31 protein-coding genes are annotated in these 24414 nt (G+C 32.2%); 7 read left to right on the top strand and 24 right to left on the bottom strand.

Features of this window, described 5'->3' with window-relative positions:
- Nucleotides 1-46: 46 nt before the first annotated feature.
- On the bottom strand, nucleotides 47-1198 hold the full coding sequence (locus U0D62_RS15230) for an aminotransferase class V-fold PLP-dependent enzyme (protein WP_322288164.1): 1152 nt from the start codon (nucleotides 1196-1198) through the stop codon (nucleotides 47-49).
- A gap of 177 nt (nucleotides 1199-1375) precedes the next feature.
- On the opposite strand from U0D62_RS15230, the gene U0D62_RS15225 reads away from it, so the two are divergent.
- Nucleotides 1376-1807 (top strand): TerB family tellurite resistance protein, encoded by a 432-nt coding sequence (locus tag U0D62_RS15225; RefSeq protein ID WP_322288410.1) that lies wholly within the window; start codon nucleotides 1376-1378, stop codon nucleotides 1805-1807.
- Nucleotides 1808-1847: 40 nt separating this feature from the next.
- On the opposite strand, the gene U0D62_RS15220 is transcribed toward U0D62_RS15225, so the two are convergent.
- The 5 genes from U0D62_RS15220 to fbp all read right to left on the bottom strand — a co-directional run bounded on the left by U0D62_RS15220 (nucleotide 1848) and on the right by fbp (nucleotide 6353).
- Nucleotides 1848-3383, bottom strand: coding sequence for an ATP-binding response regulator (locus tag U0D62_RS15220; protein ID WP_322288163.1), 1536 nt, complete (start codon nucleotides 3381-3383; stop codon nucleotides 1848-1850).
- Between the two features lies 1 nt (nucleotide 3384).
- Nucleotides 3385-3879 (bottom strand): Rab family GTPase, encoded by a 495-nt coding sequence (locus U0D62_RS15215; protein ID WP_322288162.1) that lies wholly within the window; start codon nucleotides 3877-3879, stop codon nucleotides 3385-3387.
- Complete coding sequence (locus U0D62_RS15210) at nucleotides 3866-4690, bottom strand: cell envelope biogenesis protein OmpA (protein WP_322288161.1); 825 nt, start codon at nucleotides 4688-4690, stop codon at nucleotides 3866-3868. Before U0D62_RS15210 ends, U0D62_RS15215 begins: the two co-directional genes overlap by 14 nt.
- Before the next feature lie 18 nt (nucleotides 4691-4708).
- On the bottom strand, nucleotides 4709-5062 hold the full coding sequence (locus U0D62_RS15205) for a fructose 1,6-bisphosphatase (RefSeq protein WP_322288160.1): 354 nt from the start codon (nucleotides 5060-5062) through the stop codon (nucleotides 4709-4711).
- Nucleotides 5063-5348: 286 nt separating this feature from the next.
- Nucleotides 5349-6353 (bottom strand): class 1 fructose-bisphosphatase, encoded by a 1005-nt coding sequence (gene fbp / locus U0D62_RS15200; protein WP_322288159.1) that lies wholly within the window; start codon nucleotides 6351-6353, stop codon nucleotides 5349-5351.
- Nucleotides 6354-6530: 177 nt separating this feature from the next.
- On the opposite strand from fbp, the gene U0D62_RS15195 reads away from it, so the two are divergent.
- Genes U0D62_RS15195 through U0D62_RS15180 form a run of 4 tightly spaced genes read left to right on the top strand, consistent with a single transcriptional unit; the run spans nucleotide 6531 to nucleotide 11132 of the window.
- Complete coding sequence (locus U0D62_RS15195) at nucleotides 6531-7010, top strand: GNAT family N-acetyltransferase (protein ID WP_322288158.1); 480 nt, start codon at nucleotides 6531-6533, stop codon at nucleotides 7008-7010.
- A gap of 9 nt (nucleotides 7011-7019) precedes the next feature.
- A complete protein-coding gene (locus tag U0D62_RS15190) occupies nucleotides 7020-8273 on the top strand; it encodes an aspartate kinase (RefSeq protein ID WP_322288157.1) in 1254 nt (417 codons plus the stop codon).
- Between the two features lie 53 nt (nucleotides 8274-8326).
- Nucleotides 8327-10135 carry a lysophospholipid acyltransferase family protein gene (locus U0D62_RS15185; RefSeq protein WP_322288156.1) on the top strand — a complete coding sequence of 603 codons (1809 nt, stop codon included), beginning with the start codon at nucleotides 8327-8329 and terminating at the stop codon, nucleotides 10133-10135.
- Entirely contained in the window at nucleotides 10122-11132 is a 1011-nt protein-coding gene (locus U0D62_RS15180; RefSeq protein ID WP_322288155.1) for a carboxypeptidase-like regulatory domain-containing protein, read from the top strand. Before U0D62_RS15185 ends, U0D62_RS15180 begins: the two co-directional genes overlap by 14 nt.
- Before the next feature lie 51 nt (nucleotides 11133-11183).
- Here the strand turns inward: U0D62_RS15180 and U0D62_RS15175 are convergent, their stop codons facing one another.
- From U0D62_RS15175 to U0D62_RS15125, 11 genes are all read right to left on the bottom strand, one after another.
- Nucleotides 11184-11612 (bottom strand): arsenate reductase ArsC, encoded by a 429-nt coding sequence (locus U0D62_RS15175; RefSeq protein WP_416135542.1) that lies wholly within the window; start codon nucleotides 11610-11612, stop codon nucleotides 11184-11186.
- A gap of 19 nt (nucleotides 11613-11631) precedes the next feature.
- Nucleotides 11632-12129 (bottom strand): GNAT family N-acetyltransferase, encoded by a 498-nt coding sequence (locus U0D62_RS15170; RefSeq protein WP_322288154.1) that lies wholly within the window; start codon nucleotides 12127-12129, stop codon nucleotides 11632-11634.
- 32 nt (nucleotides 12130-12161) lie between these two features.
- The gene (locus U0D62_RS15165) at nucleotides 12162-12647 is read right to left on the bottom strand and encodes a DUF6428 family protein (protein WP_322288153.1); all 486 of its coding nucleotides are present in this window, start codon (nucleotides 12645-12647) and stop codon (nucleotides 12162-12164) included.
- 23 nt (nucleotides 12648-12670) lie between these two features.
- The gene (locus U0D62_RS15160) at nucleotides 12671-12994 is read right to left on the bottom strand and encodes an ArsR/SmtB family transcription factor (protein ID WP_322288152.1); all 324 of its coding nucleotides are present in this window, start codon (nucleotides 12992-12994) and stop codon (nucleotides 12671-12673) included.
- Nucleotides 12995-13085: 91 nt separating this feature from the next.
- A complete protein-coding gene (locus tag U0D62_RS15155; RefSeq protein WP_322288151.1) occupies nucleotides 13086-13478 on the bottom strand; it encodes a TM2 domain-containing protein in 393 nt (130 codons plus the stop codon).
- 64 nt (nucleotides 13479-13542) lie between these two features.
- Nucleotides 13543-13929 (bottom strand): VOC family protein, encoded by a 387-nt coding sequence (locus U0D62_RS15150; protein WP_322288150.1) that lies wholly within the window; start codon nucleotides 13927-13929, stop codon nucleotides 13543-13545.
- Nucleotides 13930-13958: 29 nt separating this feature from the next.
- Nucleotides 13959-14417, bottom strand: coding sequence for a DUF1801 domain-containing protein (locus U0D62_RS15145; protein ID WP_322288149.1), 459 nt, complete (start codon nucleotides 14415-14417; stop codon nucleotides 13959-13961).
- A 48-nt stretch (nucleotides 14418-14465) separates the two neighbouring features.
- A complete protein-coding gene (locus tag U0D62_RS15140) occupies nucleotides 14466-14987 on the bottom strand; it encodes a DUF4199 domain-containing protein (protein WP_322288148.1) in 522 nt (173 codons plus the stop codon).
- 102 nt (nucleotides 14988-15089) lie between these two features.
- On the bottom strand, nucleotides 15090-15503 hold the full coding sequence (locus tag U0D62_RS15135; RefSeq protein WP_322288147.1) for a response regulator transcription factor: 414 nt from the start codon (nucleotides 15501-15503) through the stop codon (nucleotides 15090-15092).
- A 38-nt stretch (nucleotides 15504-15541) separates the two neighbouring features.
- Nucleotides 15542-16168: an HD domain-containing protein gene (locus U0D62_RS15130; RefSeq protein WP_322288146.1), complete on the bottom strand. Its 627-nt coding sequence runs from the start codon at nucleotides 16166-16168 to the stop codon at nucleotides 15542-15544.
- Nucleotides 16162-17103: a 2-hydroxyacid dehydrogenase gene (locus tag U0D62_RS15125; protein WP_322288145.1), complete on the bottom strand. Its 942-nt coding sequence runs from the start codon at nucleotides 17101-17103 to the stop codon at nucleotides 16162-16164. Before U0D62_RS15125 ends, U0D62_RS15130 begins: the two co-directional genes overlap by 7 nt.
- A 275-nt stretch (nucleotides 17104-17378) precedes the next feature.
- On the opposite strand from U0D62_RS15125, the gene U0D62_RS15120 reads away from it, so the two are divergent.
- A complete protein-coding gene (locus tag U0D62_RS15120; RefSeq protein ID WP_322288144.1) occupies nucleotides 17379-18977 on the top strand; it encodes a T9SS type A sorting domain-containing protein in 1599 nt (532 codons plus the stop codon).
- 106 nt (nucleotides 18978-19083) lie between these two features.
- Here U0D62_RS15120 and U0D62_RS15115 read toward each other — a convergent pair whose 3' ends face one another.
- From U0D62_RS15115 to U0D62_RS15105, 3 genes are all read right to left on the bottom strand, one after another.
- Nucleotides 19084-19950 carry a DUF2911 domain-containing protein gene (locus tag U0D62_RS15115; protein ID WP_322288143.1) on the bottom strand — a complete coding sequence of 289 codons (867 nt, stop codon included), beginning with the start codon at nucleotides 19948-19950 and terminating at the stop codon, nucleotides 19084-19086.
- 113 nt (nucleotides 19951-20063) lie between these two features.
- Entirely contained in the window at nucleotides 20064-20429 is a 366-nt protein-coding gene (locus U0D62_RS15110) for a cupin domain-containing protein (RefSeq protein ID WP_322288142.1), read from the bottom strand.
- A gap of 28 nt (nucleotides 20430-20457) precedes the next feature.
- Nucleotides 20458-20853: an acyl-CoA thioesterase gene (locus U0D62_RS15105; RefSeq protein WP_416135541.1), complete on the bottom strand. Its 396-nt coding sequence runs from the start codon at nucleotides 20851-20853 to the stop codon at nucleotides 20458-20460.
- Nucleotides 20854-21001: 148 nt separating this feature from the next.
- On the opposite strand from U0D62_RS15105, the gene U0D62_RS15100 reads away from it, so the two are divergent.
- On the top strand, nucleotides 21002-21193 hold the full coding sequence (locus tag U0D62_RS15100) for a hypothetical protein (protein WP_322288141.1): 192 nt from the start codon (nucleotides 21002-21004) through the stop codon (nucleotides 21191-21193).
- Nucleotides 21194-21316: 123 nt separating this feature from the next.
- On the opposite strand, the gene mgtE is transcribed toward U0D62_RS15100, so the two are convergent.
- From mgtE to U0D62_RS15080, 4 genes are all read right to left on the bottom strand, one after another.
- Nucleotides 21317-22666, bottom strand: coding sequence for a magnesium transporter (gene mgtE / locus U0D62_RS15095; protein ID WP_322288140.1), 1350 nt, complete (start codon nucleotides 22664-22666; stop codon nucleotides 21317-21319).
- A gap of 85 nt (nucleotides 22667-22751) precedes the next feature.
- Entirely contained in the window at nucleotides 22752-23627 is an 876-nt protein-coding gene (gene rsmA, locus U0D62_RS15090) for a 16S rRNA (adenine(1518)-N(6)/adenine(1519)-N(6))-dimethyltransferase RsmA (protein ID WP_322288139.1), read from the bottom strand.
- Nucleotide 23628: 1 nt separating this feature from the next.
- Complete coding sequence (locus U0D62_RS15085; protein WP_322288138.1) at nucleotides 23629-24057, bottom strand: hypothetical protein; 429 nt, start codon at nucleotides 24055-24057, stop codon at nucleotides 23629-23631.
- Nucleotides 24054-24365: a DUF4286 family protein gene (locus U0D62_RS15080; protein WP_322288137.1), complete on the bottom strand. Its 312-nt coding sequence runs from the start codon at nucleotides 24363-24365 to the stop codon at nucleotides 24054-24056. Before U0D62_RS15080 ends, U0D62_RS15085 begins: the two co-directional genes overlap by 4 nt.
- Nucleotides 24366-24414 lie beyond the last annotated feature (49 nt).

The following is a 24414-nucleotide window of genomic DNA, read 5'->3' as shown; positions in this document are numbered from 1 at the left end:
TTTTAGGGCAAATATAGGTGCTATCTAAATTTCTGACAAAGAGATATTAAATTTCTGTTGTAAATTGAGTGATTAATTTATCAAAATCACCTTGAACGTTATACAAATTACAAGATACTCTAACGGCATTTCCTCTATAAGAAACAAATATGTTTTCTTTTTTTAATCTCGTTTTAAGCTTTTCCAGATCGATGTGATTAGGGAGGTATATCCCAAAAAGATGATGTGATCGATACTTTTCGTCTTCAATAAAGCATCCTAATTCTCGTAGCTTTTTAACGGCTTTTTCAGAAATTGATTCACAATATTTTTGAATATTTTTGGGTTGCCATTCTATCAATTGCTCAATAGCCCTTGTCATCATAGGTGTTAGCGCAAAATTACTGGATTCTCCGACAGAATATCGAGATGCTTTTTCCTGATAACGATCTTCATATTGAGTTAAATTATTAAAATCCTCACTATTATATCGATTCATCCAGTTGTGTTCTATAGGAGTACCGTCATTAAAAGTATCATTATAATATGCCATTCCGATAGAATAAGGGCCTAGTAACCATTTATATCCACCGCATATCAGTGCGTCTGGTTGTATTTCTTGAACAGAAAAAGGAAATGCTCCCACACTTTGGGTACCATCTATAATTAGTTTTGCATTATTGCCTTTTGATTTTTCTCGGATAGTTTTTAAATCAAAAAGTGTCCCATCTGCCCAATGTACCATTGGCATAGCAACAACAGCAGTGTTTTTGCTTATAGCATCAAGAATGTTTTTGTTCCATATTTCTCCTCTGTTTTTAAATTCTAAAGGAGGCTTAATTATTTTTATAACGGCATCATTTTTTTTAGCCACTTCTTGCCAGACATACACATTGCTGGGAAACTGCTCATCGACGATAAGAATTTCTTGACCTTTATGAATAGGGATGTTGTTTGCCGCATTTGCTATCCCATAAGACACAGATGGAATAATAGCAGTATTCTTATAATCTGAAGCCTCTATTAAAGTAGCAAAACGTTGTTTTAAAATTTCTTTTTGGGTAAAAAAATCCTCAGGCAAAATTTCATTAGGTCGAGCTTTTCTAGCTACAGATTTTAATCCTATTTCTGTTACGGATTTTAATTGAGGTGCCATATAGGCGCCATTGAGATAAGTGATATCTTCAGAAAGGTCAAAAAGATGTTTTTGGTGTTGCATGAACTTTAATTTGAGTTAAAATTACTTTATCTCAAAGAGTAAGAAAAAGTGTTTGTGAAAATATTAAGAATGCTTTGTTTTGGATAGGGGTAAAGAGAACATAAAAAAAGGACGATTTTAAATTTTAAAAGGAGTATAGTTTAGTTATATTTGCGGCAAATAAAATAAAAGTACATGATGTCAATATCTGATTTATTTGATAGCGGGTTTCAGAAGAGAAATAAAGACCATTTTGCAGCGATTGTAAGAGTTGCAATGAGTGACGAAGTAATTACTGATGAAGAGAAGGCTTTTTTAGATCGATTAGCACGTAATCTTGCTATTTCTGAGAGTGATTATAAAGAAATTTTAAAAGATTATAACTCTCATCCGGTAAATCCTCCAACTAGTTATGATAGAAGGTTAGAGCGTTTATATGATTTATCCAGAATGGTATATGCTGATCATATTAAAGGAGAAAATCAGGTAGCATTACTTGAGAAATTAAGTATCGGACTTGGTTTTAGAGCTGATAATGCTAAGTATGTTGTTGATAAAGCACTTATATTAGTAGATGAAGGTGCAGATGTTGATGCTTTTATAGATGAGATCAAAAATATGAATCGATAGTTATCTGTCGTTTATACGGTATAATATTAAAAAGGCTACCTTAATCGGCAGCCTTTTTTGCTATCTCTTTTGTGATCTTATAGATCAGATCTTTTTGCTCAAATGGTTTAACAATAAAATCATTCATTCCAGAACGCAAGCATTTATCTCTTTCTTTCTCACCAGCTTTTCCAGTAAACCCAATTATAGGGACTTCAGAAATTATCTTATCACCATAGTTGTTTCTAATCTTACGTGTGATTTGATAACCGTCAGACTTGGATAATTTAAGATCCATTAAAACAAGATCGTAATTTCTTTTTTCTATATAATTAATCGCCTCTTCGCCTTGATGAGCAACATCTACAAAAAAGCTACCATGGGTGATTAATATTTTCATTACCAGGTATTGTGTTACTTCTTCATCTTCGACTAATAAAACTCTAAATTTCTTCTTAGTTTTAGGTAAAGAGTATTTCTTCTTTTTTCTTTCTGGAGCGACTTTTGAAATTTCGAATTTAAAAGGAAGCTTAATGTTAAAAGTTGTCCCTTTTTCGGGTTCACTATCAACTTTTATTTCTCCTTTAAGAAGATCAACTAGATTTTTTACAATGGCTAAGCCTAATCCAGTTCCCGAAATTTGTTTATCCTGATCAAAACGAGTGAATCTATCAAATAAATAAGGTAAGTTTTCTTTGTGAATTCCTATACCGGTATCCTCAATTTTGAAATTAAGACTCAACTTATTAGTGCGTTGATAATTTTTAGTTATTGATAGATGTACTTTCCCGTCTTCAGTAAACTTAAACGCGTTACTTAGTAAATTGTTCAAGATTTGATATACTCTTGTTTTATCTCCAATCAAATATTCTTGAATACCTTGATCTAAGTGAGTAGTGAATTCAATTCCTTTTTCTTCGGCTAGAATAGAATATGATTCAACAAACCCATTAATCATTTCTTGAAAAGAGAATCTTTCTTCAAGGATTTTAAGTTTTCCAGATTCTATTTTAGAGATATCAATCATATCATCTATCAAAGCATTAAGGTGGAGGCTTTCTCTTTTAATAATTCGAGATAACTCTTCTTGTTCAAAACTTAACTTTGTCTTTTCAAGAACTTCAATAAATCCCAAAATACTAGTTAAAGGTGTTCTGATCTCATGATTGATATTAGCAATAAAACTGTTTTTAAACTTTTCTTTTTCGAGTAGATATTTGTTTTTTAGTTCTAGTTCTTTATTGAGAAGAATAGATTCATTTTTTTGTTGAGCTATTTGATTTAACTCTTTATATTTTCCAGTATAGTCATAAAGGATGATGGTAACCGCTTTGGGTTTTAATATGATGATAACATCACAAATCCTTTCTTGGTGTTCATCTTCTAAATGAATACAAGGGAAATTAAATTCGGACTCGGTATCTGGGTCATTTTCTTCAAAACTCCGTAGTATTTCAAAAAAAGGATGCGCATCATAAATTGATGAACTTATTGACCAATTAAAAAGGTTATGATCAGTTGCAGTGATAATACCTTCATTAGAAACTTCAATGATTTGAGTTTGAGTATTAAATTTTAAAGCGTCCTTTTGTTTCATCTTACTGCGTTATTTCCTGTGCTAAATCTGAAAAGAAATCCTGAACATTTTTGTTGGTTTTGGCACTGGTTAAACAATCAAAAGAAATCTTTTTTTCTTTAAGATGTTCAATTGCTTCTTTTTCATTAACCAAATCCAATTTATTACCAATAGTCTTGATCGCTACTTTCTTATAATTATCAGATAAGTAATCAAGATCGTTGTTAAGATTTTTATAGGTATCAGGTCTGGTAAGGTCAAATACATAAATAAAGACGTGCGATCCCAGGAGATATGATTTTCTGGTGTCTTGCACACTATCAGAGTGTCCTTCTGTATCCCAGATAATCATTGAAAGTTCTCTGCCATCCGGTAGTGTAACTATTTTTTTCTTGATTTGAACACCTAAGGTAACTTTGTAATCTTCAGAAAATTGGTCGTCAACAAAACGCCTGAACAAAGACGTTTTTCCTACACCAAAGTGTCCTAAAAGCACTACTTTTTTAGACAATTTCATCTGCAAAATGTTTTTTTAATTTTTTAGTAAAGAGTGTACTGTTTTGTAAATCTCTTTGAGAAATATGTTTTTGGGCAAAATCCAATATTTGATCTTCTAATACTTCTTTAAACATCATATTATATGCTCCAGAGATTACAGCGGCAATATAATATGAATAAAAATTCTGAATATGCAAGGTATATAATTCATACTCGATCATTTCAAGATTTTGATCACCCCCTTGAAAAGCATCCTCTACAAAGCTTTTGATCGCCGTAAGCATACCTGCAACCATATCTTTGTCAATAGTGCCATCAGATAGGGGACTATAATCTGCAATTAATATCCCAGAATCTTTTTCTATAACAAACATCTGGATTAGTCTGGGTTTTGCATATTCTGCTATGGCTAAGTCACCTTCACTAACTCCTTGTGCTCGAGCTTTTGCTTTACGAAACCAGTTTCTGAATGAAAATGCTTGCCTTGTTTTTCGACTGATGTTTTCACTTAGCAACTTCATCTCATGGGCAATGTATTTTTTTATCATTTTACCAATGATCGGAAATAAGGCTTCAACAACAGCGTCCTGAGAATTCTTAATCTCTTCTTTTAAAGTCTGTGTAATTGTAGGTCCTAAAGTCTTTGGAATTTCTTCAACAAATTCTTCTAATCTGTCATCAATAATAGGATCTACCTTATGAGAAAGTTTTTGTTTTTGATGCACTATTTTACTTAGTTCATCAACTTTTTTGGCAATGGAATCTGCATACTCCTTTTCTTCTGTGAGAAGGAGTTCTTTAAGAATTTTAAGTTTATCCTGATCTTCCATAGCTTAGGATAGATTGGATTACTTCTGATTGATTTTTTCGCCCATTGCGATAAGGAGATCTCCTAATGTTTTCTTATCTACCTTTTTAGCATCGAGTTCTTCGGCTTTATCTGCCAGGTTATCTTCTAACTCAGTAATTCTAATATTTACATCAGTACTTAAGTTGTCTATAGATTGATTTAACGAGATACGTGTTTCATCTATAAAATCTTCTAATTCTCTTTTTTTGGAAGCAATATCTTTTTTTACCTTTTCAAACTCTGAATTATATGCTTCAATATTCTCTCCAAAGATCAGATTTTTAATCGCTTCTATTTTTGAAGAAGGATCATTAGAGGTTTGCTGTTCTTCAGCTTTTTTTTCTTTGGCCATTTTGGATGATTTATTAGTTTCTTCTTTTGGGCTCTATGTAAATTTAACATAAAAAATTAAAAATGTAAGATTTATGCCTGATACTGAGGAATGTTTCAGGTTAAAGCATTCATTTTTAAAAGATTGTGATTCGTTTGGTTTTTAAATTTCGGGGATAGGGTTGTACGAAATACATATAAATATATGATTATTCTTTGTACAAAATCCATAAAAGGTATTATTTTATCTTTTTCCCGGTAAGAATCTTTTCAAATACCAGGCCAAAAAAAGTAAAGGATTTAAAAAATTATTCAGATTCCATAAAAGATTCTACTTTTTCTACCATGTTTTTACTTCCACAGATGAATGGTGTGCGTTCATGTAATTCTGAAGGTTTTATATCCATTATTCGTCTAAAACCATCACTTGCTTTTCCTCCAGCTTGCTCTGTGATAAATGCCATAGGATTACACTCATATAGTAATCTTAATTTTCCGTTAGGAGATTTTGATGTGCTTGGATACATATAAACACCTCCTTTAATCATGTTACGATGGATATCACTTACTAATGAACCGATATATCTCGAGGTATAAGGGCGATCACCTTCTTCTTCCTGGCAATATTTTATGTAATCTTTGATTCCTTGCGGAAAATGCACATAATTACCTTCGTTTACAGAATATATATTTCCGTCATCAGGGAATCTCATATTTGGATGAGATAAATAATAAGTTCCTAAAGCGGGGTTAAGTGTAAAACCATTAACACCGTGACCTGTTGTATATACAAGCATTGTAGAGGTCCCATAAATAATGTATCCAGCAGCAACCTGAAGATTACCAGGTTGTAAAAAATCATCAATAGTTACTGGAGTTCCGGTAGGAGTAATCCTGCGATAAATAGAAAAAATAGTTCCTACAGAAACGTTTACATCAATATTAGAACTACCATCCAAAGGGTCCATAAGAACCACATAATTATTCCTGTGATCGTTTTTTTGACCTTTTATCGTTATAAAATCATCATTTTCTTCTGAAGCAATACCACATACAATTTCTCTATTGGTAAGTGTATTGATAAAAGTTTCATTAGCCAAAACATCCAGTTTTTGTTGATCTTCTCCCTGAATATTTGTTTCGCCTATCGCTCCTGTGATATCAACTAAGCCTGCTTTGTTTACCTCATGATTCACCATTTTTGCAGCTAAACGAATCGAATTGATCAAACGGGAAAGCTCTCCGCTTGCATATGGAAAATCCTTTTGATTTTCAATAATGAATTCTCCTAAAGTTTGATTTTTTCTTGCCATTTATGGTGAATTTAATTTTGGTGCAAAAATATTATTTTTTAGATAACTATATCGTTTTCGGAAGTTTAAATTATACATATATGTTTGATAATTATAAAAAGAGCCGGATCTAATGTATATGCATAGAAAATTATCAGGTTTCTAATACTAATTTTATAGTTTTGATAAACTTTTGATATGGATTATATAATAAGAGATGGCGTAGAAGCAGATATGCCAGAAGTTTTAGAGCTTATTCAGGAACTTGCAGAGTTTGAAAAAGAGCCTGACGCGGTTGAGGTTACGGTCGAAGAACTTATAAAAGAAGGTTTTGGAAATAACCCTCTTTTTCATTGTTTTGTTGCAGAAGTTGAGAATCGAATTGTAGGTACAGCCATAGTTTATTATCGATTTTCTACCTGGAAAGGGCGCTCAATTCATCTGGAAGATTTGATTGTTAAAGAATCTATGAGAGGGACAGGATTAGGAAGTGCATTATATGCACAAGTGTTAAAATATGCTCAGTCAAAAGGCGTTCGAAGAGTAGAGTGGGTGGTTCTCGATTGGAATCAGAATGCCATTGATTTTTATGAAAAAAGTGGAGCCAACCTTTTAAAAGATTGGTATTTGGTTCAGATGGATCAGAATGGAATGAAGAAGTTTATCTCTACATTATAATTAGTAACAATGAGGGTTTTTAAATTTGGAGGTGCATCAGTTAAGGATGCAGATGGTGTAAAGAATGTAATTAAGGTACTTCAAAAAACGGGTTCTGCTAATTTGGTTGTGGTAGTTTCTGCAATGGGTAAGATGACCAACGCTTTTGAAAAGGTGGTTGCTTTATACCTTGATAAAAATCCAGAGTTTAATAAAGCAATATCCAGAATTGAAACTTATCATAAAGAAATTACTAAACAGCTGTTTGATAATCATCAGCAACCAATTTTTGGTGTTATAGATGCATTATTTGATGACTTGAGAACTACATTGGATAGAAATAGATCTTCTAGATATGATTATGTATATGATCAAGTGGTTAGTTATGGAGAGTTAATTTCTACAAAAATAGTAAGTGAATATTTGATAGATCAGGGATATAATAATACGTGGGTTGATGCAAGAGATCTTATCAAAACAAATGATGATTATCGTGACGCAGAAGTAGATTGGGAGACCACTCAAAAATGTATTATTGAGAAGGTAGACAAGAAAGCTTTAAGTATTACTCAAGGATTTATAAGTTCTAATGATGATGGTTTTACTACTACCTTGGGTAGAGAAGGGAGTGATTATACGGCAGGAATTCTGGCTTATTGTCTTAATGCAGATAGTGTGAGTATTTGGAAAGATGTTCCAGGAGTTCTAAATGCTGATCCACGGGTTTTTGAAAAAACACAATTGTTATCTCAAATTTCATATAGTGAGGCAATCGAATTGGCGTTTTATGGAGCTTCGGTGATCCACCCTAAAACCCTTCAGCCACTGCAACGTAAAGAGATACCATTGTATGTAAAATCATTTCTTCATCCAGAAAATGATGGAACTTCAGTAGAGAAAGGGCAGGTTCTAGTTCCTTATATTCCGTGTTATATTGTAAAGAAAAATCAAATTCTAGTGTCGCTTTCGTCTTTAGATTTTTCGTTTATTGTTGAAGATAAAATAGGTGAGATTTTTCATCTTTTCCATCAACATCATATTAAAGTGGATCTTATACAGAATTCTGCAATTAGCTTTTCTGTATGCTTAGATGATAAATTTAATCACTTTGATACCGTATTTTCTCAACTAAAAGCAAGATTCAAAGTAGTATACAATAAAGACGTTTCATTATATACTATTAGACATTTTACAGAGGATGCAATTCGAGCTTTAGAGAAAAATAAAGATATTTTATTAAAACAGCTTACCAGAGAAACATATCAAATGGTTGCACGTCAATGAAGCATCCAATTGAATGATTTTGCTATATTTGTAGCCAGCACAAATAATAATTAATGCCCATAGTCACAGCAAGAGAAGTAGCCTCGGGGCTCAAATTAGACAAACTTGGTTTTATTGGTACCTTTATAGGTTGGTTGGTTCTTAAGATTACCAGGGTCTCAAAAGTAAATCGTCGATATAATACTATTAGCCATTTAAAAGAATTAGAATTTTTAAATGCAGCTTTGGATTTGTTTGATGTGAGCTTTGATATCCCTGAAGAGGATTTAAAAAGACTACCGAAAGAAGGAGCTTTTATTACCTTATCAAACCACCCATTGGGAGGTCTTGATGGTATATTGTTGCTTAAATTAATGGTAGAACATAGAGCTGATTATAAAATTATCGCTAATTTTTTACTTCATAATTTTACGCAGTTAAAGCCTTACATCATGCCAGTAAATCCTTTTGAAGATCGCAAAGGAGCTCGCTCAAGTGTAAAAGGGATTAAAGAAGCTATTCTTCATTTAAGAGAAGGAAAACCTCTGGGGATTTTTCCTGCGGGTGAGGTTTCTACTATAAAAGATGGTAAAAATTATGTAGATAAAACTTGGGAGCCAGTAGCCATGAGACTTGTTCAAAAAGCAAAAGTTCCTGTGATACCGATATATTTTCATGCACGTAATAGCAGGTTATTCTATCGTTTAGCATCTATGAGTGATAATCTGCGAACAGCAAAACTACCCAGTGAGCTTTTTTCTCAAGAAAATAAGGTGATCAAAGTTAGGATTGGTAAGCCGGTTTCAGTAAAAGATCAAGAAGAGCATGAAGATCTTGAAGATTTTACGAGTTTTCTTCGTAAGAAAACCTATATGTTGTCTAACCCTTTTGAAAAAAAGACGTTAAGAGAATCAATTCCTCAAAATTTAAAAATACCAAAATCTCCAAAGGAGATTGTTTTAGAAGGTAGTAGTGAGGTGATTGAATCAGAATTGCAATATTGTAGAGATAATGATAAGCGATTACTAATTAGTAAAAATTACGAAGTCTTTTTGGCTAGAAAGGAGTTTGTGCCTAATGTAGTTCATGAAATAGGAAGATTACGAGAGATTACATTTAGAGAAATTGGTGAAGGAACTAATAACTCAATAGATCTTGATCCTTTTGATGATTACTACCATCATATGTTTTTGTGGGATAACAAAGCAAAAAGAATGGTAGGAGCATACAGAATGGGGATGGGATCTAAAATTTATGCTGATTTTGGAATCGATGGATTTTACTTACAGGATCTATTTAGATTTGAACCAGAATTGCATAAAATGATGAGTGAATCTATAGAAATGGGACGTGCTTTTATCATTAAAGAATATCAACAACGTCCTATGCCATTGTTTTTGTTATGGAAAGGAATAGTGCATTGTACACTTCGTTTTCCAGAACATAAATATCTAATAGGAGGAGTGAGTATCAGTAATAAATTCAGTAATTTTTCTAAATCATTGATGATTGAGTTTATGAAATCTCATTACTATGATCCTTATGTTGCTCAGTATGTAAGACCTAAAAAAGAATTTAAGGTAAAACTAAAGGATGCTGATAAAGATTTTGTTTTTGATGAAAGCAAGAGTGATCTTAATAAGTTTGATAAAATTATCGATGAGGTCGAACCAGGAAGTCTACGTATTCCGGTATTAATTAAGAAATATATCAAGCAAAATGCTAAGGTAGTTGCGTTTAATGTTGACCCGTTGTTTAATAATGCTGTTGATGGGTTAATGTATATTCGAATAGCAGATTTACCGGATAGTACGGTAAAACCTGTAATGGAAGAATTTCAAACTGAATTGGAACAGAAGTATTTTAAAAATGCAGATAAGTAAGATTAATACCTATAAAAGTATTTTTCTTTTTCTTCTTTTATCGTTTTCATTTTCGTGTTTTTCGCAAAAAGAACTGAAAGGGGTTGTTTATGATGAAAAGACAAAAGAACCTTTGGAGTCAGTCGTAGTTTATCTTGATGGAACTACTAGTGGTACGGTTACCAATCAACAAGGTAAGTTTTTGTTAGAATTAGGTGTTACTTCAGATAAGCAAGTAATTATTACCTATCTGGGATATCAAACTATCACAATTCCTCTATCTTCAATAAGCGAGAGGGATTATCTTCGAGTGTATTTAAAGGAAAAACTTGAATCCCTAAATCCTGTTTATCTTGAAACTGACGATTGGAGCAGAGAAAAAAAATTAGGATATTTTAGGAAGTATTTTATAGGAGAACCTAAGTTTCAGCGAAAATGTATTATAGAGAACGAAGAGGATATTCATTTATATTATAGTGCAAAAGATAAAATATTATATGCATCTTCATTAGCTCCTCTAAGAATTAAAAACTCCTTACTAGGTTATGATATTTTGTATAATCTTGTAGATTTTGAAATAAGGCTTAATAATTACAGTTTGGTAAATTCTGTATATTTTTTAGGAACTAGTTTTTTTTCTGAATTTCCCAATAATTCAAATTATTATAAACGTAAAAGATTAAAAGCCTATGAAGGATCTGTGTTACATTTTATGCGTTCTCTGGCAACAAATAATCTAGAAAATAACGATTTTGAGATTTTCTATAAAGGATTTAAAGTATCTCCGGATCAATATTTTGTTGTTACTTTTAAAGAAAGAACTGCAGAAGTTTTAATGACAGCAGAAAGGTTAAGTATTTTATTTAAAAAGAAACAAACTGAGTTAATTTCTAATACCAAAGAGCCATTTTATATTGATGGTTTGGGAAACCATACTTCTCCTGACAAACTACTTTTTAGCGGTTATATGGGAAGCTTAAAGGTTAGTCAAATGCTTCCAATTAATTACGGTCTGTAAAAAATGATGGGAGTATATCAATAAGCTTTGTATCGTATACTCCCATAAAAATTATAGCGCAGTAGTTTTTAATACTTCTTTATTCACAAATTCCTGACAATATGATTTAATCTGATTTCTGGTTTTTGTAAAAGCTTCATGAATTTCTTCTTCGGTTCCTTCTACTTTAGAAGGGTCAAAGAAGTTATAGTGTAAGCGTTCCGCCTTGCCAGGAAAGAAAGGACATCTTTCTTTGGCATTATCACAAACAGTCAGAATATAATCAAATTTAATATCTAAATACTCATCAAGATTATTAGATGTGTGGTTAGAGATATCTATGTTATCTTCTTTCATAATAGCAATGGCCTTAGGGTTTACGCCATGTGTTTCGACTCCTGCACTATAAATAGTTGCATTGTCTTTTGCAAAATGTTTTAAGTATCCTTCTGCCATTTGACTTCTGCAAGAGTTTCCTGTACACAGTACTAAAATATTCATAATTATGGTGTTTTTGTGGTTACATTATTGTGTTACTTCGTTTTTCTAAAATGGTATTGTCATACCAAACATTGTTTAGCTTTGCTATTTTTTCTCTATAACCTATTTCTCTAAAACCAAGTGATTTGTGCAAGTTAATACTTGCAATATTTTGACTAAAAATCCCAGCTTGTAATGTCCAGAATCCTTCTTTTTCACTTTCTGAAATAAGCTTTGACAAAAGTAGTTTTCCGATGCCTAAATTTCGTTTTTTTGATGTTATATAAATGCTAACTTCTGCAACGCCTTTGTATACAGATCTCTTTGAAACAGGAGATAAAGCTGCCCATCCTACTATAGAATCATTGATGATTGCTTTAAAACGACAAGAGGTGATATGAGAATCATTCCACTGTTTCCAGCTAGGTATTTGAGTTTCAAAAGTGGCGATTCCTGTATCGATTCCTTCTTTGTATATTAGGGCAATATCCTGCCAATCTGATTTGGTAAAGTATTGTATTTTGATGTTAGTATTCATAACAAACAAATCTAAGTTTACTCAAGATCTGTCTAGCAGCAACCACTTCCTGGTGCGCAAGAATTTGCTTCAACGGTAGCGGTTTCTGGAACGCCACAGGTTTCTTTGGCTTTACAATCTGTAGATTCTACAGTGAGCTTGACAATTAATTGTCCTTCTTTTGCACTAAACCCTGCAATATGTAGTTGTGCTGTGTGAAACATACTATTGCCATACTCTATTTTTACTGGAGCATCCATTTCATAGGTTTTCATCGTACCTACTTTTCTAAGGATTCCTAAAGCTTTATATGCACTCATATAATCAGTTTTTCCTAATTCACTAGGGCTTTCCCAAAGTTGGATAACTGTTTCTTTCCAGGAGTCAGTTCCAGCACCGCAATCAACAGACTCTATTGTAGTATGTTTTACTTCGGTTATATGATAATTGGCTCCTACGAGCATTCCTGGAGCATATTCGAATAATAATGATTTCCCTTGGTGTTCTGCTAATAATGTTATAAAATCTGATGTATTCATAATTCTTCTTATTTTTTTAGATGTTAACAGCAATTTTGTTTTGTGGTATTAAAAAAAGAATGAAGTATTTGGTGTAATTCATTCCATCGATCAATTTGAATACAGTAACACATACTTTTTCCTTCAATTTCACCTTTTAATAATCCAATACTTTTTAATTCTTTAAGGTGTTGTGATATAGTCGCTTGAGCTAATCCTATTTCTTCAACTAGGTCATTACAAATACAGGAATCCTGTTTGCTAATGTATTGAAGAATAGCTATTCGAGCAGGATGCCCGAGTATTTTAAAAAACTGCGCTAGGTCATTTTGATGTTTATCAAATATTTGTGTTTTGGTAATTCCCATAAACTCGTATTTTAATATCGCAATATTACGATATTAAAATATAATAAAAAAGCCGAAATTGTTTTTTTCGACTTTTAATAACTAATATATTTTAAAACCAGGGTTTTTTATTAACCTGATATGTTTGATAGAATTCATCATCTGATTTGGTAAGATAAATAATACCTTCTACCAATCCAATTACTCCAGGAATCCATACAAATAGGTATCCTATCAAAAAACAAGAAAGGATAAAGCCTACTAGAAATATACCCAATAAAATAAAACCTTCTTTGTTATACCCTAAAATGAATTTGTGAACCCCAAATGCTCCAAGAACAATAGCAAGAATTCCTGCCATTATCTTTTTGTTTTCACCGGTAGCGTTACTGAATGTTTCTTTGGCTTCCTCAGCAAACTCTTTGGCGGTTTCTTTTACCGTATCTGCAGCTTCTTCTGCTCCTTTTTTAATATCATCCCCTAGATTGTTGTTTTCTTCACTCATGTTATTTAATATGATTTATTAGTTTGTAGAAAATTACAAAAAAAATCTGTTTAGGTAGAGGCAATTATAAAAAAGCTTTATCTATTGGTTCCCAGAGTTCTATTTTATTTCCTTCAGGATCAACAATCCATCCAAATTTACCATACTCATATTCTTCAATCTCACCCACAACAGTAACTCCTTCTTCCTTTAATACTTCAAGCAATTCTACTAGATTTTCTACTCTAAAATTCATCATGAATTCTTTTTTACTAGGAGCAAAGTAAGTGGTGTCATCTTTAAAAGGGCTCCATTGTGTTGAGCAATCATTTCCTTCTTTATCTTTCCACCAGAAAGTACATCCGTAATTATCTACAGGAAGACCTAAATGTTTGCCATACCATTCTTTTGTTGCTTTTGGATCTTTGGTTTTAAAGAAAAAACCACCTAATCCTGTAACTCTTTTTTCCATTGAATTTGTTGTTTTATAATAGGATTATATTATTTCTTTTTCACGTTGTTTTCGTAGATAGTTATCCACTCTTTAGGAGTCATCTTTGAGGCCAATTCGGCAATAAGATCCATTGGGATTTGATCTATTTTTTTGAATCGTATACAACTTTTTCCCATATCTAACTTAGTTTTTACGTATTTGGGATACTCTTCTACAAACCAATTCATTAATTCTTCATTAGCATAAATACCTGAGTGATATACGGCAATAAAGTTTTTTTGTGAAGCAATATTCATAAAAGGTAATGGTAATTTGGGATCACAATGATATCCATCTGGGTATAAAGTGTGAGGTACTACATATCCAATCATACCGTAGCTAATTTCTTCAGAAAAACCTTCAGGAAGATTTTCTTTAATAACCTTTCTTAAAGTACTCATCGGTTTTTTTCTTTCTTCTGGAATCGCATCAATGTATTCATCTAGTGTTTTAGCTTCGTATTGCATGTTTTTTAAGTTTTTATTGAATTAATCAAATGAGTTGTGACTTTATAATTATGAATCCGTTACAGGTTTGCGCTGAAGAATCAAAGAAGAGATTAACGAAATGATAAACCCAATTATTAATACGGTAAGGAACATTAATAAAAAACTCATAACCGGGTTAGAAAATAATTCCTTTTGAGCTTCCAGGTCTTTGAGCTGAGTTTGGAATTCGGACTCAGACAGAGAATTTCGCATTTCTTCTACATAGTGTGCGTAGTATTCTGTGGCAAAATCTGGGTTAATATATTTTACATAAATACTATCAAGTATCCCAAAAGCCGATGCGGCGAAAAGACTTATGAGAATACCTATTAGAAAGGCTTTTCTGAAAGAAACAATACCATCATTTTCTTTATCTCTATAATGTTTTATACCAAAAAATACAAAAAGCAAGGATACGACTATGCTTGTATATCCAATAACTTCTTGAATAGAATAATCCAGGCTTTTGCCTAAAAGTAATCCTCCAAGACCCAAAATAAATAAGGTGATCGCGCTATAAATTCCGTAACGTAAAACTGTACTTTTCATGTGCTTGTTTGTTTAAAAGTTAGAGTTCAAAAGTAGTTTAGAATACTAAAAATGGACTCATACTAAAGTACGAATTGTATGGTACTTTTGATTTAAATACCCTTAAAAAGGAATGATTTGGAGTTCTTTAGCTATTTGAATGGCTTGTGTGCGCCGTTTTGCATTTAACTTTACTAAAAGGTTTGAAACATGTGTTTTTATTGTGCTTTCTGAAATAAAAAGCTTATCAGCTATTTCTTTATTTGATAATCCTGATGCGATTTCACACAACACTTCATATTCACGTTTACTAAGTCCAAGTGTTTCTATTTTTTTATGGTCAATCTTTCCCGGGATTTTCTTTTTGTGCAATACTTTTTTATTGATTAACACACCAATAACAAAAAATATAATAGCGATGATAGCAATAACAACTTCTATAGAAGTATCTCTTGCCATAATACTATATGTGCTCAATTGAAAAAGTGCAAGTAATGCTACAACTAATGCTCCAAAAATAAATATGGTTTTCCTCACTCCATAAATTTAGCAAAACTCTACTGTAATCAAAAAAATTAAATAAATTCTGAGAGTAAATTCACTTCTTCCTGAAGGTTATATTTTGCCTTACATTCTAATTTGTTAAAAAAGTGATCAGTTTTAAAAATTCTTGGCATACTAATAAAATGTTTTAAAATTTTAATTCTTGCCTTATTGTACATAAAATCGGGATAGTACTTGTATTCTTTTCTTACACTATTGAAATATGTTTCATACTCTTGCCAACTACTACCTAAAATAGAAAGATCTGCATCGATAAAATAATTAATATCTGTATTTGTTGAAATTAGGTGTCTTTTTGTAGCGTGGATAATTGATGAACAAAACTCAGCTCTATCTTCTTGTATGGAGAGCGATCGTATTATCTTTTTTGCCATATCAGCACTTTGTTCTTCATTATCTTTTTTTAAAATATTATATACATAGTCGTGATAAAATAATGCAAACAATACCATATCCCAGTCCTGAATTTCACTTTTGATTGGATCAAGCTTTTGATACAAGTGCTCTAAGTGAATAAGGTTGTGGTAATACCGTTTCTTTTTATTGTGTTTTTTAACAATACTGTCCCAAAGATGATCAATATAAGTTTGATCATTAGAATATCTAGAGATTAATGAGGTAAATATGTTTTCTAACAAAATGAAGTTTGGATTTTGTTGACAATCGTTTGTGCAAGTTTTTCTTTAGACTCTATTGTCCAGCCAGCAACGTGAGGGCTTAGAATTACGTTTTCCATACTAAGTAATTCTTTAAGGGCGACAGGTATTTTTTCTTTAGAAGTAAATAGATTTTCGAAAGATGATTTCTCATATTCTAAAACATCTAAACCAGCTCCTAGTATTTTACCTTCTTTTAAGCCCTTTACCAAATCCTCTGTTACAACACTTTTTCCTCGAGCGGTATTTATAAGCCAAAATGGTTTTTTAAATTGTTCAATAAACTGAGTATTAATCATTCCGATTGTTTGAGGTGTTTCAGGAGTATGAAGACTTAGAACATCGGTTTTTTCAAAAAATTCTTTTAAATCTACTTGAGTCGCATCACTATTCTCAACATCTTCTTTAATATCGTAACAAATAATTTCTACATCAAACCCACGTAATTTTCTGGCAAAGGCTCTTCCCATATTTCCATAACCTATAATGCCTATAGTTTTTCTGTCTAGCTCTATACCGCGATGTTCTTCTCTTAGCCAATATCCGTTGCGTACACTTTGGTCAGATATATTTAATTTATTAAATAGAGTCAGGATCATTCCTAAAGCATGTTCTCCAACTGCGTTACGATTTCCTTCCGGAGCATTAAAAAGTTTAATGTTTAAAATAGAGGCATACGCTGTATCAATGTTTTCTAATCCTGCACCAACACGGCCAATAAATTTTAGGTTTTTTGCTTTATCCAGGAAAGTTTTATCAATTTTAAACCTACTTCTGATGATAATTCCTTCATAGTCTGCTATTTTGGATTCGATTTCTTCTTTTGTTGAAGTGTAATCTTCATCATTTACAAAATTAAGAGCAGTAAGCTGATCCAGTATTAAAGGATGATTAGTATCTAGGTGAAGGATTTTCATAAAATAGGGATTTCAATTTCAAAAATAAATAATAAAAGATTAGGTTCTTATAAAATAGCTATAGATACCCTTTAATTTTTAGAAAAATTTATGATCAAAAGATGGTAATTATTTGTTTGATATACTTGATTGTTCTATTCCTCATTTTTTTTAAATAATAAATATATCATCCGTATAAATACTTGATTATTGTATTTTATCTGATTTTCAGTTATTTGATGTAGGAAAAGCTAATTGATATTTTTACATTTGCAGGAAATCTAATAAACCCTTTTATGAAAACAAAATTACTATCTATAGTAGTGTTACTGGTTGTATCTATATCAGGTTATGGGCAAGAGGACGCAGATGTCCCGAGCAGACAGTTGATAGCAGAAGATTTATTTGTTCAAGGTTCACTAGGTATTGGTATGAGTATAGCGAACAATCAAAGTTTTGGTTCTGATACTTTCATAATGAAAGAAGATAATCTGAGAATGTTTTTTGATGATAATTCTAGTTCGGCTTCTTTTCCAGCTAATGATTGGCGTTTTACATTTAATGATCAATCAAATGGAGGCGATAATTATTTTTCAATTGATGATGCAACAGCAGGAAGAGTTCCTTTTAGAATCGATGCCGGGGCTCCTAATAATGCATTGCGAATTAGTAGTGATGGAAACGTTGGGATTGGAACAGATAGTCCAGGAGGTCTTGAGCTTAATATTTTAGATGGAGACAGTCCTACGATACGTATTGCGCAGGATGGTTCTAATGGATGGACTCCTCAAACCTGGGATCTGGCTGGTAATGAAACTAATTTTTTTGTTAGAGATGTTACTAATGGGAGTAAGCTTCCTTTTAGAATACAACCAAATACACCAACAGACGCATTAACTCTTCGTGCAAGCGGAACTGTAGGTGTTGGATCTTTTAGCCCTAATTCGAATGCTTCGGTACATATGACAGCGACTAATAAAGGTTTGCTGATTAATAGGATGACTACTGCTGAGCGTACGACTTTTGAAGCTAGTTTAGGAACAGGGGAGAACGGGATGATGGTGTTTGATACAGATGAAAATAAATTGTATTTATGGAGTGGTACAGCTTGGACTACTGATACAGATGCACAAGATTTATCGCTTACCAATAATGTGTTAAGTCTTACTAATGATGCTACTACTGTAGATTTATCATCATATTTGGATAATACAGATGCACAAGATTTATCGCTTACTAATAATGTATTAAGTCTTACTAATGATGCTACCACCGTAGATTTATCTTCTTATTTAGATAATACAGATACTCAGACATTAAATCTTACTACCAATACACTAAGTATTTCTAATGGAAATTCTATAGACCTATCTGCTTATGTAAATACAGATAATCAAAACCTTAGCTCTGCTACATTAAGTAATAATGAACTGACTATCGCAATTGAAAATGGGAGCTCAACAACGGTAGATCTTTCTTCTATTTTAGTTCCACTTCAAAATCAGAACACTACTCAGCAGACACAATTAGATGCTCAACTTGCATTGATAAATGATCTGATTACTCGCGTAGAGGCGCTAGAAGCTTGTGCTTGTCAAACATTAGATGTAGAAGAAAACGAATTGCCAGAGGGAAAGAGAGCGATCCTTTACCAAAATATTCCGAATCCATATCAAGGAACATCATTAATAAAATATTTTATTCCTCAGGATGCATACAAAGCAACTATGGTGTTTAGTAATATCAGCGGGCAGGTAATATCAAGAGTCGAACTTCAGGAAAGAGGTGAAGGAGAATTGAATATTAATAGTGCTGGATTATCCTCAGGAACTTATTTTTATACTTTATATGTAGGAGATGTGAAAATTGAAACCAAGAAAATGGTGATTCAATAAGCAAAAGATATTTCTATTTAAAAAGACCACTTGCAATTGCAAGTGGTCTTTTAGTTTAATTGTATTTCTGAACCATCTTTGGCTGCTTTATAAAAACATAAGAAATCTAACCTTTGTTGTTGATTTTTTCTAATAATAATCCACATTTAGCTATATACCCGTAATCTCCTGATTTACTTGACTCGGCTTGACTTAATGATTGTGAGACTATATCTTTAGCACTTTTATAATCTTTTAAATGATAGGCTAGCTCTGCTCTGTAATATTTGTACCAAAAAGCATTTGGTCTCATTTTAATGGCTTTATCAAACCATAGCACTGCTTTGTTCAAATTTTTATTTTTATGGTAATAGAACTGCGCTGCATCAAAGTATGTTTGTGCGCTAACATCTTCGGTAGAGTTAATAATCTTGTCTTCTATTTCTTTAAATATAATTGGGTCAGAATCGACAAATAAAGGAATTATAATTTTTGTTTGTTCCCAGGTGATGACTAAATCTCCACCATTGGCATGAAAGTTTTCAAAATGAATACTTAGAGTTTCAATTTTATCTTTTAGATTAGTTACCGGAACTTTAAAACGAACTAAATCATCATTTTTATTATAATTACCAGCACCCCATAATTTTGTGTTTTTATGAATGACAATTGTCCAATCTTTTTCTCCAGGAATACTATACAATCCATAAGAACCAGCTGGAATACTTTGTTTCGCTAAGAGAACATCTTTATCAATTGAAATTTTTGTAGAAGAATTAGCTCCTGTGCGCCATAGTTTTCCATAAGGAATTAGTTTTCCAAAAATTTGTCTACCCGCCATACTTGGTTGTCCGTATTCTATTTTGACAGAGGCTAGTCCTACTTTTAATTCTTTGGTGATTTTTGGACTTAAACTAGGTTTGTTAATTTGCGCAATCGTGAAAAAAGGTATCAGAAGGCACAATAACAATGATTTTTTAATTAAGTGTTTCATCTTATTGTTTTGAAAAAAATAGAAATCAACTGTAATTTCTTCTGGTGTAAAGAAAAACATTCTATTTAATGGGGTTTTGTGTTTTTTAAGAAGAAGTTTTTAGGTAGTATATTTTATAAATCGATATATTGAGAAACTGTACGGTCTGTTTGAATTTCTCCAGTATGCTTAGTGCTTTGTTTTTCAAAAAGTAAAACGTGTACTTCTTCCCCTTCTTTAGTAGACGGGCAATGCTCCACTCCTTTAGGAATTACAATTAGTTCACCAGCATTTACTTCTACAGTCTTATCTCTAAACTTCATAAGTAATGTACCTTTAACAACCTGAAAAAGTTCATCCTCGTTATCATGTTTGTGCCAAATGAAATCTCCACTCAATTTTGCGAGATATACCATATTGTCATCAACAGTGGCAATACGATGAGGATGCCATTGTTTACTGAATTTTGAAAACTTGTCTTTTATATTAATTGCCTGCATAATAAGTATATTAAGAAATCAATTTTAATTATTTGAACAAGGTACTTATTTCATCTGTGATCCGTACAGGCCTTAACGTTTCTTTAGAGAGTAAACACCAATTGGTTTTAGCAGAGACTAATGTTTTTTGTGTTATGGTATTTATGATTTTGGTATGCCTTTCACTCTTAGCTCCCTTATGATGATCTATCCAAGTTTGCAATGTTATGGTATCGTTTTCAAAAGCGGGATTATGATATTCGAGAAAATGATTGATTACTACCCAGACGTATGTATCTCTGATTCGTTCATTGGTTTTATGTTCCCAATGTTTTTTAGCGACATCTTGTACCCATTGAAGGTAAACCACATTATTAACATGATTCATATCATCAATTGCCGATTTGGGAACTTTTAATTGTAATTCAAATACTTGAGATGCCATAGTAGTTATTTTTAAATAACCTTGAAAAATAAAAAAATATTCAGGGATTTATTCCCTAAAAATAAATAATTATTAAAAAAGTTAAAATGATTCTTTACAAGTGTTTTTTGATATACATTTAGAGCATTAACCTTTAAATATATTTCATATGAAGACCAATCTTTTAACCATTGATGGTATCACCAGACTTTCTAAAAAAAGTCAGAGTACGATCAAAGGACAGGCTGGAGTAGATCTGTCATTATGCGGATGTTCTTGTAGAGGATCTGTTACAGGACCAGCGTATTGTAGTTTATACATTGGATGTCCTCACGTTTATTCTTGCGAAGAAAGTTCGTAGTGATATCAAATTAATTATCCGGGTTATGCATTGGTTATTCTTCTTGATGGTTTTACTATCTTGGCAAAATTCTTTTGTATAATCCGGAACAGAAAATACAGGGAATTTTCAAAATATCCAGATCTAAAATCCAAGCATTACTTTGGCGATATAAAAGAAAAGAAAAATCCCAAAAATATCATTGCTTGTAGTAATAAAAGGACCTGTTGCAATTGCAGGATCAATTCCTCTTTTATCTAGTATGATAGGTACAAATGTTCCGATTAGAGCTGCTACAATAATGACACATAACAAGGATAAGGCAATAGTAAAACTAAACAAGAGATCCATTCCGTCAAAAAAACCAAAAACGATCACTAATACCCCAAGGGTAACACCACTAATAAGACTGAGGCTGATTTCTTTGACTAATCGATTAAATAGACTTCCTTTTACATTATCATTAGCCAAACCTTGAACAATAATTGCACTTGATTGTACTCCTACATTTCCTGCCATCGCAGCTATAAGAGGGGTGAAAAAGAACAATTCTTTGTATTTACTTAATGCGTCTTCAAAACCTTCCATTATAAAAACACTTCCTAATCCCCCTATTAATCCTAAAACTAACCAGGGTAGACGTGCTCTAGTGAGTTCCCATACACTGTCATCTGCCTCAACATCTTGAGAAATACCTGCAGCTAATTGATAATCTTTTTCTGCTTCGTCTTTGATGAAATCTACCATGTCATCAATAGTGACACGGCCAACTAAAATATCATCCTGATCTACTACAGGAATCGCTTCCAGATCATATTTTTGCATAATTCTTGCTACTTCTTCACCTTCAGTATCTACATTTACATAATCAACTTTAGGAATGTAAATGTCACTGATGTGTGCTTTGGTAGGAGCAGTTAATAGATCTTTTAAGGACAATCGTCCTTTTAACTTTTCATCTTTGTCTACCACATAGATTGAATGTACGCGAGTTACATTTTTTGCTTGTCTACGCATTTCACGAACACAGCCAGCAATTGTCCAGGTTTCGATTACCTTTACTAATTCTTTTGCCATCAATCCACCAGCGGTATCTTCATCATAAGTAAGAAGTTCTTTAATATCCTCTGCGTGCTTTTCGTCTTCTATTTCGGCAATTACCTTTTCTGCACGTTCTTCAGGAAGTTCTGCTACCACATCTGCTGCATCATCACTATCCATTTCTTCTAACTCTTCTGCAATTTCTTTTACAGAAAGTTTTTTAAGGATGCGCTCACGAAAATCTTCTTCCAACTCCATAAGAGCTTCAGAAGTTTTTTCGCTATCCAGTAATTTGATGATGTATGTAGCTTCGGTAAGGCTTAATTCACTTAAAATCTCTGCAATATCAGCAAAGTGAATCTCATCAAGCATAGAGCGTAGGCTGTTATCCCCTTCATTTTGAATAAGGTGTTTTACCTGCTCAATAAGCTCATTAGAAATCTGAAATGACATGCTTGATTATTTGATGTTTCTATTACAAACGCTCACAAAGATAACCAAAGAATTTAATTGCATTTTATGAGTGTGTTAAATGAGTTTAATCTCTTGATTTCTCTATATTGATCGTTAATTCAATAAATTGATCTACACTTAGTTGTTCTGGGCGTTTTGATAGTATTTCCAATACTTTTATTTCTTCAGAAAGTTGTAAAGTCTTAAGGCTGTTTCTTAGGGTTTTACGTCGTTGTCCAAAAGCTGTTTTTACAACGGTAAAAAATAATTTTTCACTACAAGGAAGTTCATAATCTTTTTTCCTTTTTAATCGTAAAACACCACTATCTACTTTTGGTGGAGGATTAAAAACCGAAGGAGGAACTGTAAACAAATATTCTGCATTATAAAAAGCTTGCGTAAGGACAGAAAGAATACCGTATGTTTTAGTTCCTGGTTTTTCACAAATACGTTGTGCTACTTCTTTTTGAAACATACCAGTAAACTCTGGAATACGATTTTTGTTCTCAAGAGTTTTAAAAACTATTTGAGAAGAAATATTATAAGGAAAATTACCAGTTATAGCAAACTGCTCCTCAACAAATAGTGTATTGAGATCGTATTTAAGAAAATCTGCCTCTAAAACTGTAAATTTGTTATTGCCTTTAACTGCTTGAGGGTTTTCTAATGGAAAATTAATGTTTAGATATTCAATGGATTCACTATCTAGATCCATAGCCACAACATCAATATCTTTTTGAAGAATATATTTGGTCAACACACCCATTCCTGGGCCGATTTCAATTACATTTTTATATCCTGATAAAGTAAGTGTATCTCCAATTTTACGAGCAATATTTTCATCTTTTAAAAAATGTTGACCTAAATGTTTTTTTGCCTTTACACCTCCTTTTTCTACACCTCTTTCTACAAAAGAAGGCTTAGTTTTTGAATATTTATTTTTCTTAGAGTGAGATGACATACTAGGAAGGAGTTTGAGAAGATTCTATTTTTTTGAGTAAGGTATCTTCAATTTCAATACGATCTTTTTTTCTAAACCACGAAAGTTGCAAATCTACTCTAATCCCTTCTGAAGTTATTATGTAAGGTTCAGAACCACCTTTTGAAGGAAAAAAATCTCTAATTTGATCATATGCTATTTCTTGATTGCTAGCAATGATATGAGTATCACTAAACTTAATTATAGGATTGTTTGATAGTATTGAAAAATATGAGGTTATCACAAAAAGAATGATGACTACAATCAAAATAATAAGCTCAAACAAAGAACTTTTTAGAAAGTATCCAATAACATCAAAAAAAAGATTAAAGATTAATACAGAAAAAGATGCAAACACAAGAAGCCCAAAAATCTTAATTAAATAAAGCAATGATGGTTTGTATGTTTTCATGATTGCTCACTTATAATTTCAAGCTCGGTTCTAAAAGCCACAAATTTACCAGCAAAACGATTGGATTCTGCGCGTAAACGTTCTGCATCTTCTGTGTAATATTGTTCTAAGGTTTCTTTGCTATTTGTAGTATATTGAACGGAGTAGGTGATGCCTCCCATTTCTTCTTCGACCAAAACCTTTGTCAGGAGCGCTTTGCTAAATTTTCCTGTAGCAATCATATTAGGAATGTGCTCAGCTTTCATCCACTCTAACCATTCATCATGAGCGGTTTCTTCAATATTTATAGTAACGTTATATATATACATTAATTAGTTGTATTAATTGTCTTGGGGAGATAATAGAATCAGAATAAAA

It is taken from the genome of Aquimarina callyspongiae, from assembly GCF_034322225.1.
In the GTDB taxonomy this organism is placed as follows: Bacteria; Bacteroidota; Bacteroidia; order Flavobacteriales; family Flavobacteriaceae; genus Aquimarina.
This window is presented reverse-complemented; position numbering and strand designations above follow the sequence as displayed.

Bases quoted from the DNA above. Each gene is read 5' to 3' on its own strand.
- mgtE (WP_322288140.1), bottom strand. From the start codon at position 22,666: ATGTCATTTCAGATTTCTAATGAGCTTATTGAGCAGGTAAAACACCTT.
- U0D62_RS15225 (WP_322288410.1), top strand. From the start codon at position 1,376: ATGTCAATATCTGATTTATTTGATAGCGGGTTTCAGAAGAGAAATAAA.
- U0D62_RS15110 (WP_322288142.1), bottom strand. From the start codon at position 20,429: ATGCAGGCAATTAATATAAAAGACAAGTTTTCAAAATTCAGTAAACAA.
- U0D62_RS15140 (WP_322288148.1), bottom strand. From the start codon at position 14,987: ATGAAAAGTACAGTTTTACGTTACGGAATTTATAGCGCGATCACCTTA.
- U0D62_RS15105 (WP_416135541.1), bottom strand. From the start codon at position 20,853: ATGGCATCTCAAGTATTTGAATTACAATTAAAAGTTCCCAAATCGGCA.
- U0D62_RS15175 (WP_416135542.1), bottom strand. From the start codon at position 11,612: ATGAATATTTTAGTACTGTGTACAGGAAACTCTTGCAGAAGTCAAATG.
- U0D62_RS15145 (WP_322288149.1), bottom strand. From the start codon at position 14,417: ATGCAATACGAAGCTAAAACACTAGATGAATACATTGATGCGATTCCA.
- U0D62_RS15160 (WP_322288152.1), bottom strand. From the start codon at position 12,994: ATGGGAATTACCAAAACACAAATATTTGATAAACATCAAAATGACCTA.
- U0D62_RS15230 (WP_322288164.1), bottom strand. From the start codon at position 1,198: ATGCAACACCAAAAACATCTTTTTGACCTTTCTGAAGATATCACTTAT.
- U0D62_RS15120 (WP_322288144.1), top strand. From the start codon at position 17,379: ATGAAAACAAAATTACTATCTATAGTAGTGTTACTGGTTGTATCTATA.
- U0D62_RS15220 (WP_322288163.1), bottom strand. From the start codon at position 3,383: ATGAAACAAAAGGACGCTTTAAAATTTAATACTCAAACTCAAATCATT.
- U0D62_RS15080 (WP_322288137.1), bottom strand. From the start codon at position 24,365: ATGTATATATATAACGTTACTATAAATATTGAAGAAACCGCTCATGAT.
- U0D62_RS15205 (WP_322288160.1), bottom strand. From the start codon at position 5,062: ATGGCCAAAGAAAAAAAAGCTGAAGAACAGCAAACCTCTAATGATCCT.
- fbp (WP_322288159.1), bottom strand. From the start codon at position 6,353: ATGGCAAGAAAAAATCAAACTTTAGGAGAATTCATTATTGAAAATCAA.
- U0D62_RS15165 (WP_322288153.1), bottom strand. From the start codon at position 12,647: ATGAATACATCAGATTTTATAACATTATTAGCAGAACACCAAGGGAAA.
- U0D62_RS15115 (WP_322288143.1), bottom strand. From the start codon at position 19,950: ATGAAACACTTAATTAAAAAATCATTGTTATTGTGCCTTCTGATACCT.
- U0D62_RS15185 (WP_322288156.1), top strand. From the start codon at position 8,327: ATGCCCATAGTCACAGCAAGAGAAGTAGCCTCGGGGCTCAAATTAGAC.
- U0D62_RS15195 (WP_322288158.1), top strand. From the start codon at position 6,531: ATGGATTATATAATAAGAGATGGCGTAGAAGCAGATATGCCAGAAGTT.
- U0D62_RS15150 (WP_322288150.1), bottom strand. From the start codon at position 13,929: ATGGAAAAAAGAGTTACAGGATTAGGTGGTTTTTTCTTTAAAACCAAA.
- U0D62_RS15125 (WP_322288145.1), bottom strand. From the start codon at position 17,103: ATGAAAATCCTTCACCTAGATACTAATCATCCTTTAATACTGGATCAG.
- U0D62_RS15210 (WP_322288161.1), bottom strand. From the start codon at position 4,690: ATGGAAGATCAGGATAAACTTAAAATTCTTAAAGAACTCCTTCTCACA.
- rsmA (WP_322288139.1), bottom strand. From the start codon at position 23,627: ATGTCATCTCACTCTAAGAAAAATAAATATTCAAAAACTAAGCCTTCT.
- U0D62_RS15085 (WP_322288138.1), bottom strand. From the start codon at position 24,057: ATGAAAACATACAAACCATCATTGCTTTATTTAATTAAGATTTTTGGG.
- U0D62_RS15100 (WP_322288141.1), top strand. From the start codon at position 21,002: ATGAAGACCAATCTTTTAACCATTGATGGTATCACCAGACTTTCTAAA.
- U0D62_RS15155 (WP_322288151.1), bottom strand. From the start codon at position 13,478: ATGAGTGAAGAAAACAACAATCTAGGGGATGATATTAAAAAAGGAGCA.
- U0D62_RS15170 (WP_322288154.1), bottom strand. From the start codon at position 12,129: ATGAATACTAACATCAAAATACAATACTTTACCAAATCAGATTGGCAG.
- U0D62_RS15180 (WP_322288155.1), top strand. From the start codon at position 10,122: ATGCAGATAAGTAAGATTAATACCTATAAAAGTATTTTTCTTTTTCTT.
- U0D62_RS15190 (WP_322288157.1), top strand. From the start codon at position 7,020: ATGAGGGTTTTTAAATTTGGAGGTGCATCAGTTAAGGATGCAGATGGT.
- U0D62_RS15215 (WP_322288162.1), bottom strand. From the start codon at position 3,879: ATGAAATTGTCTAAAAAAGTAGTGCTTTTAGGACACTTTGGTGTAGGA.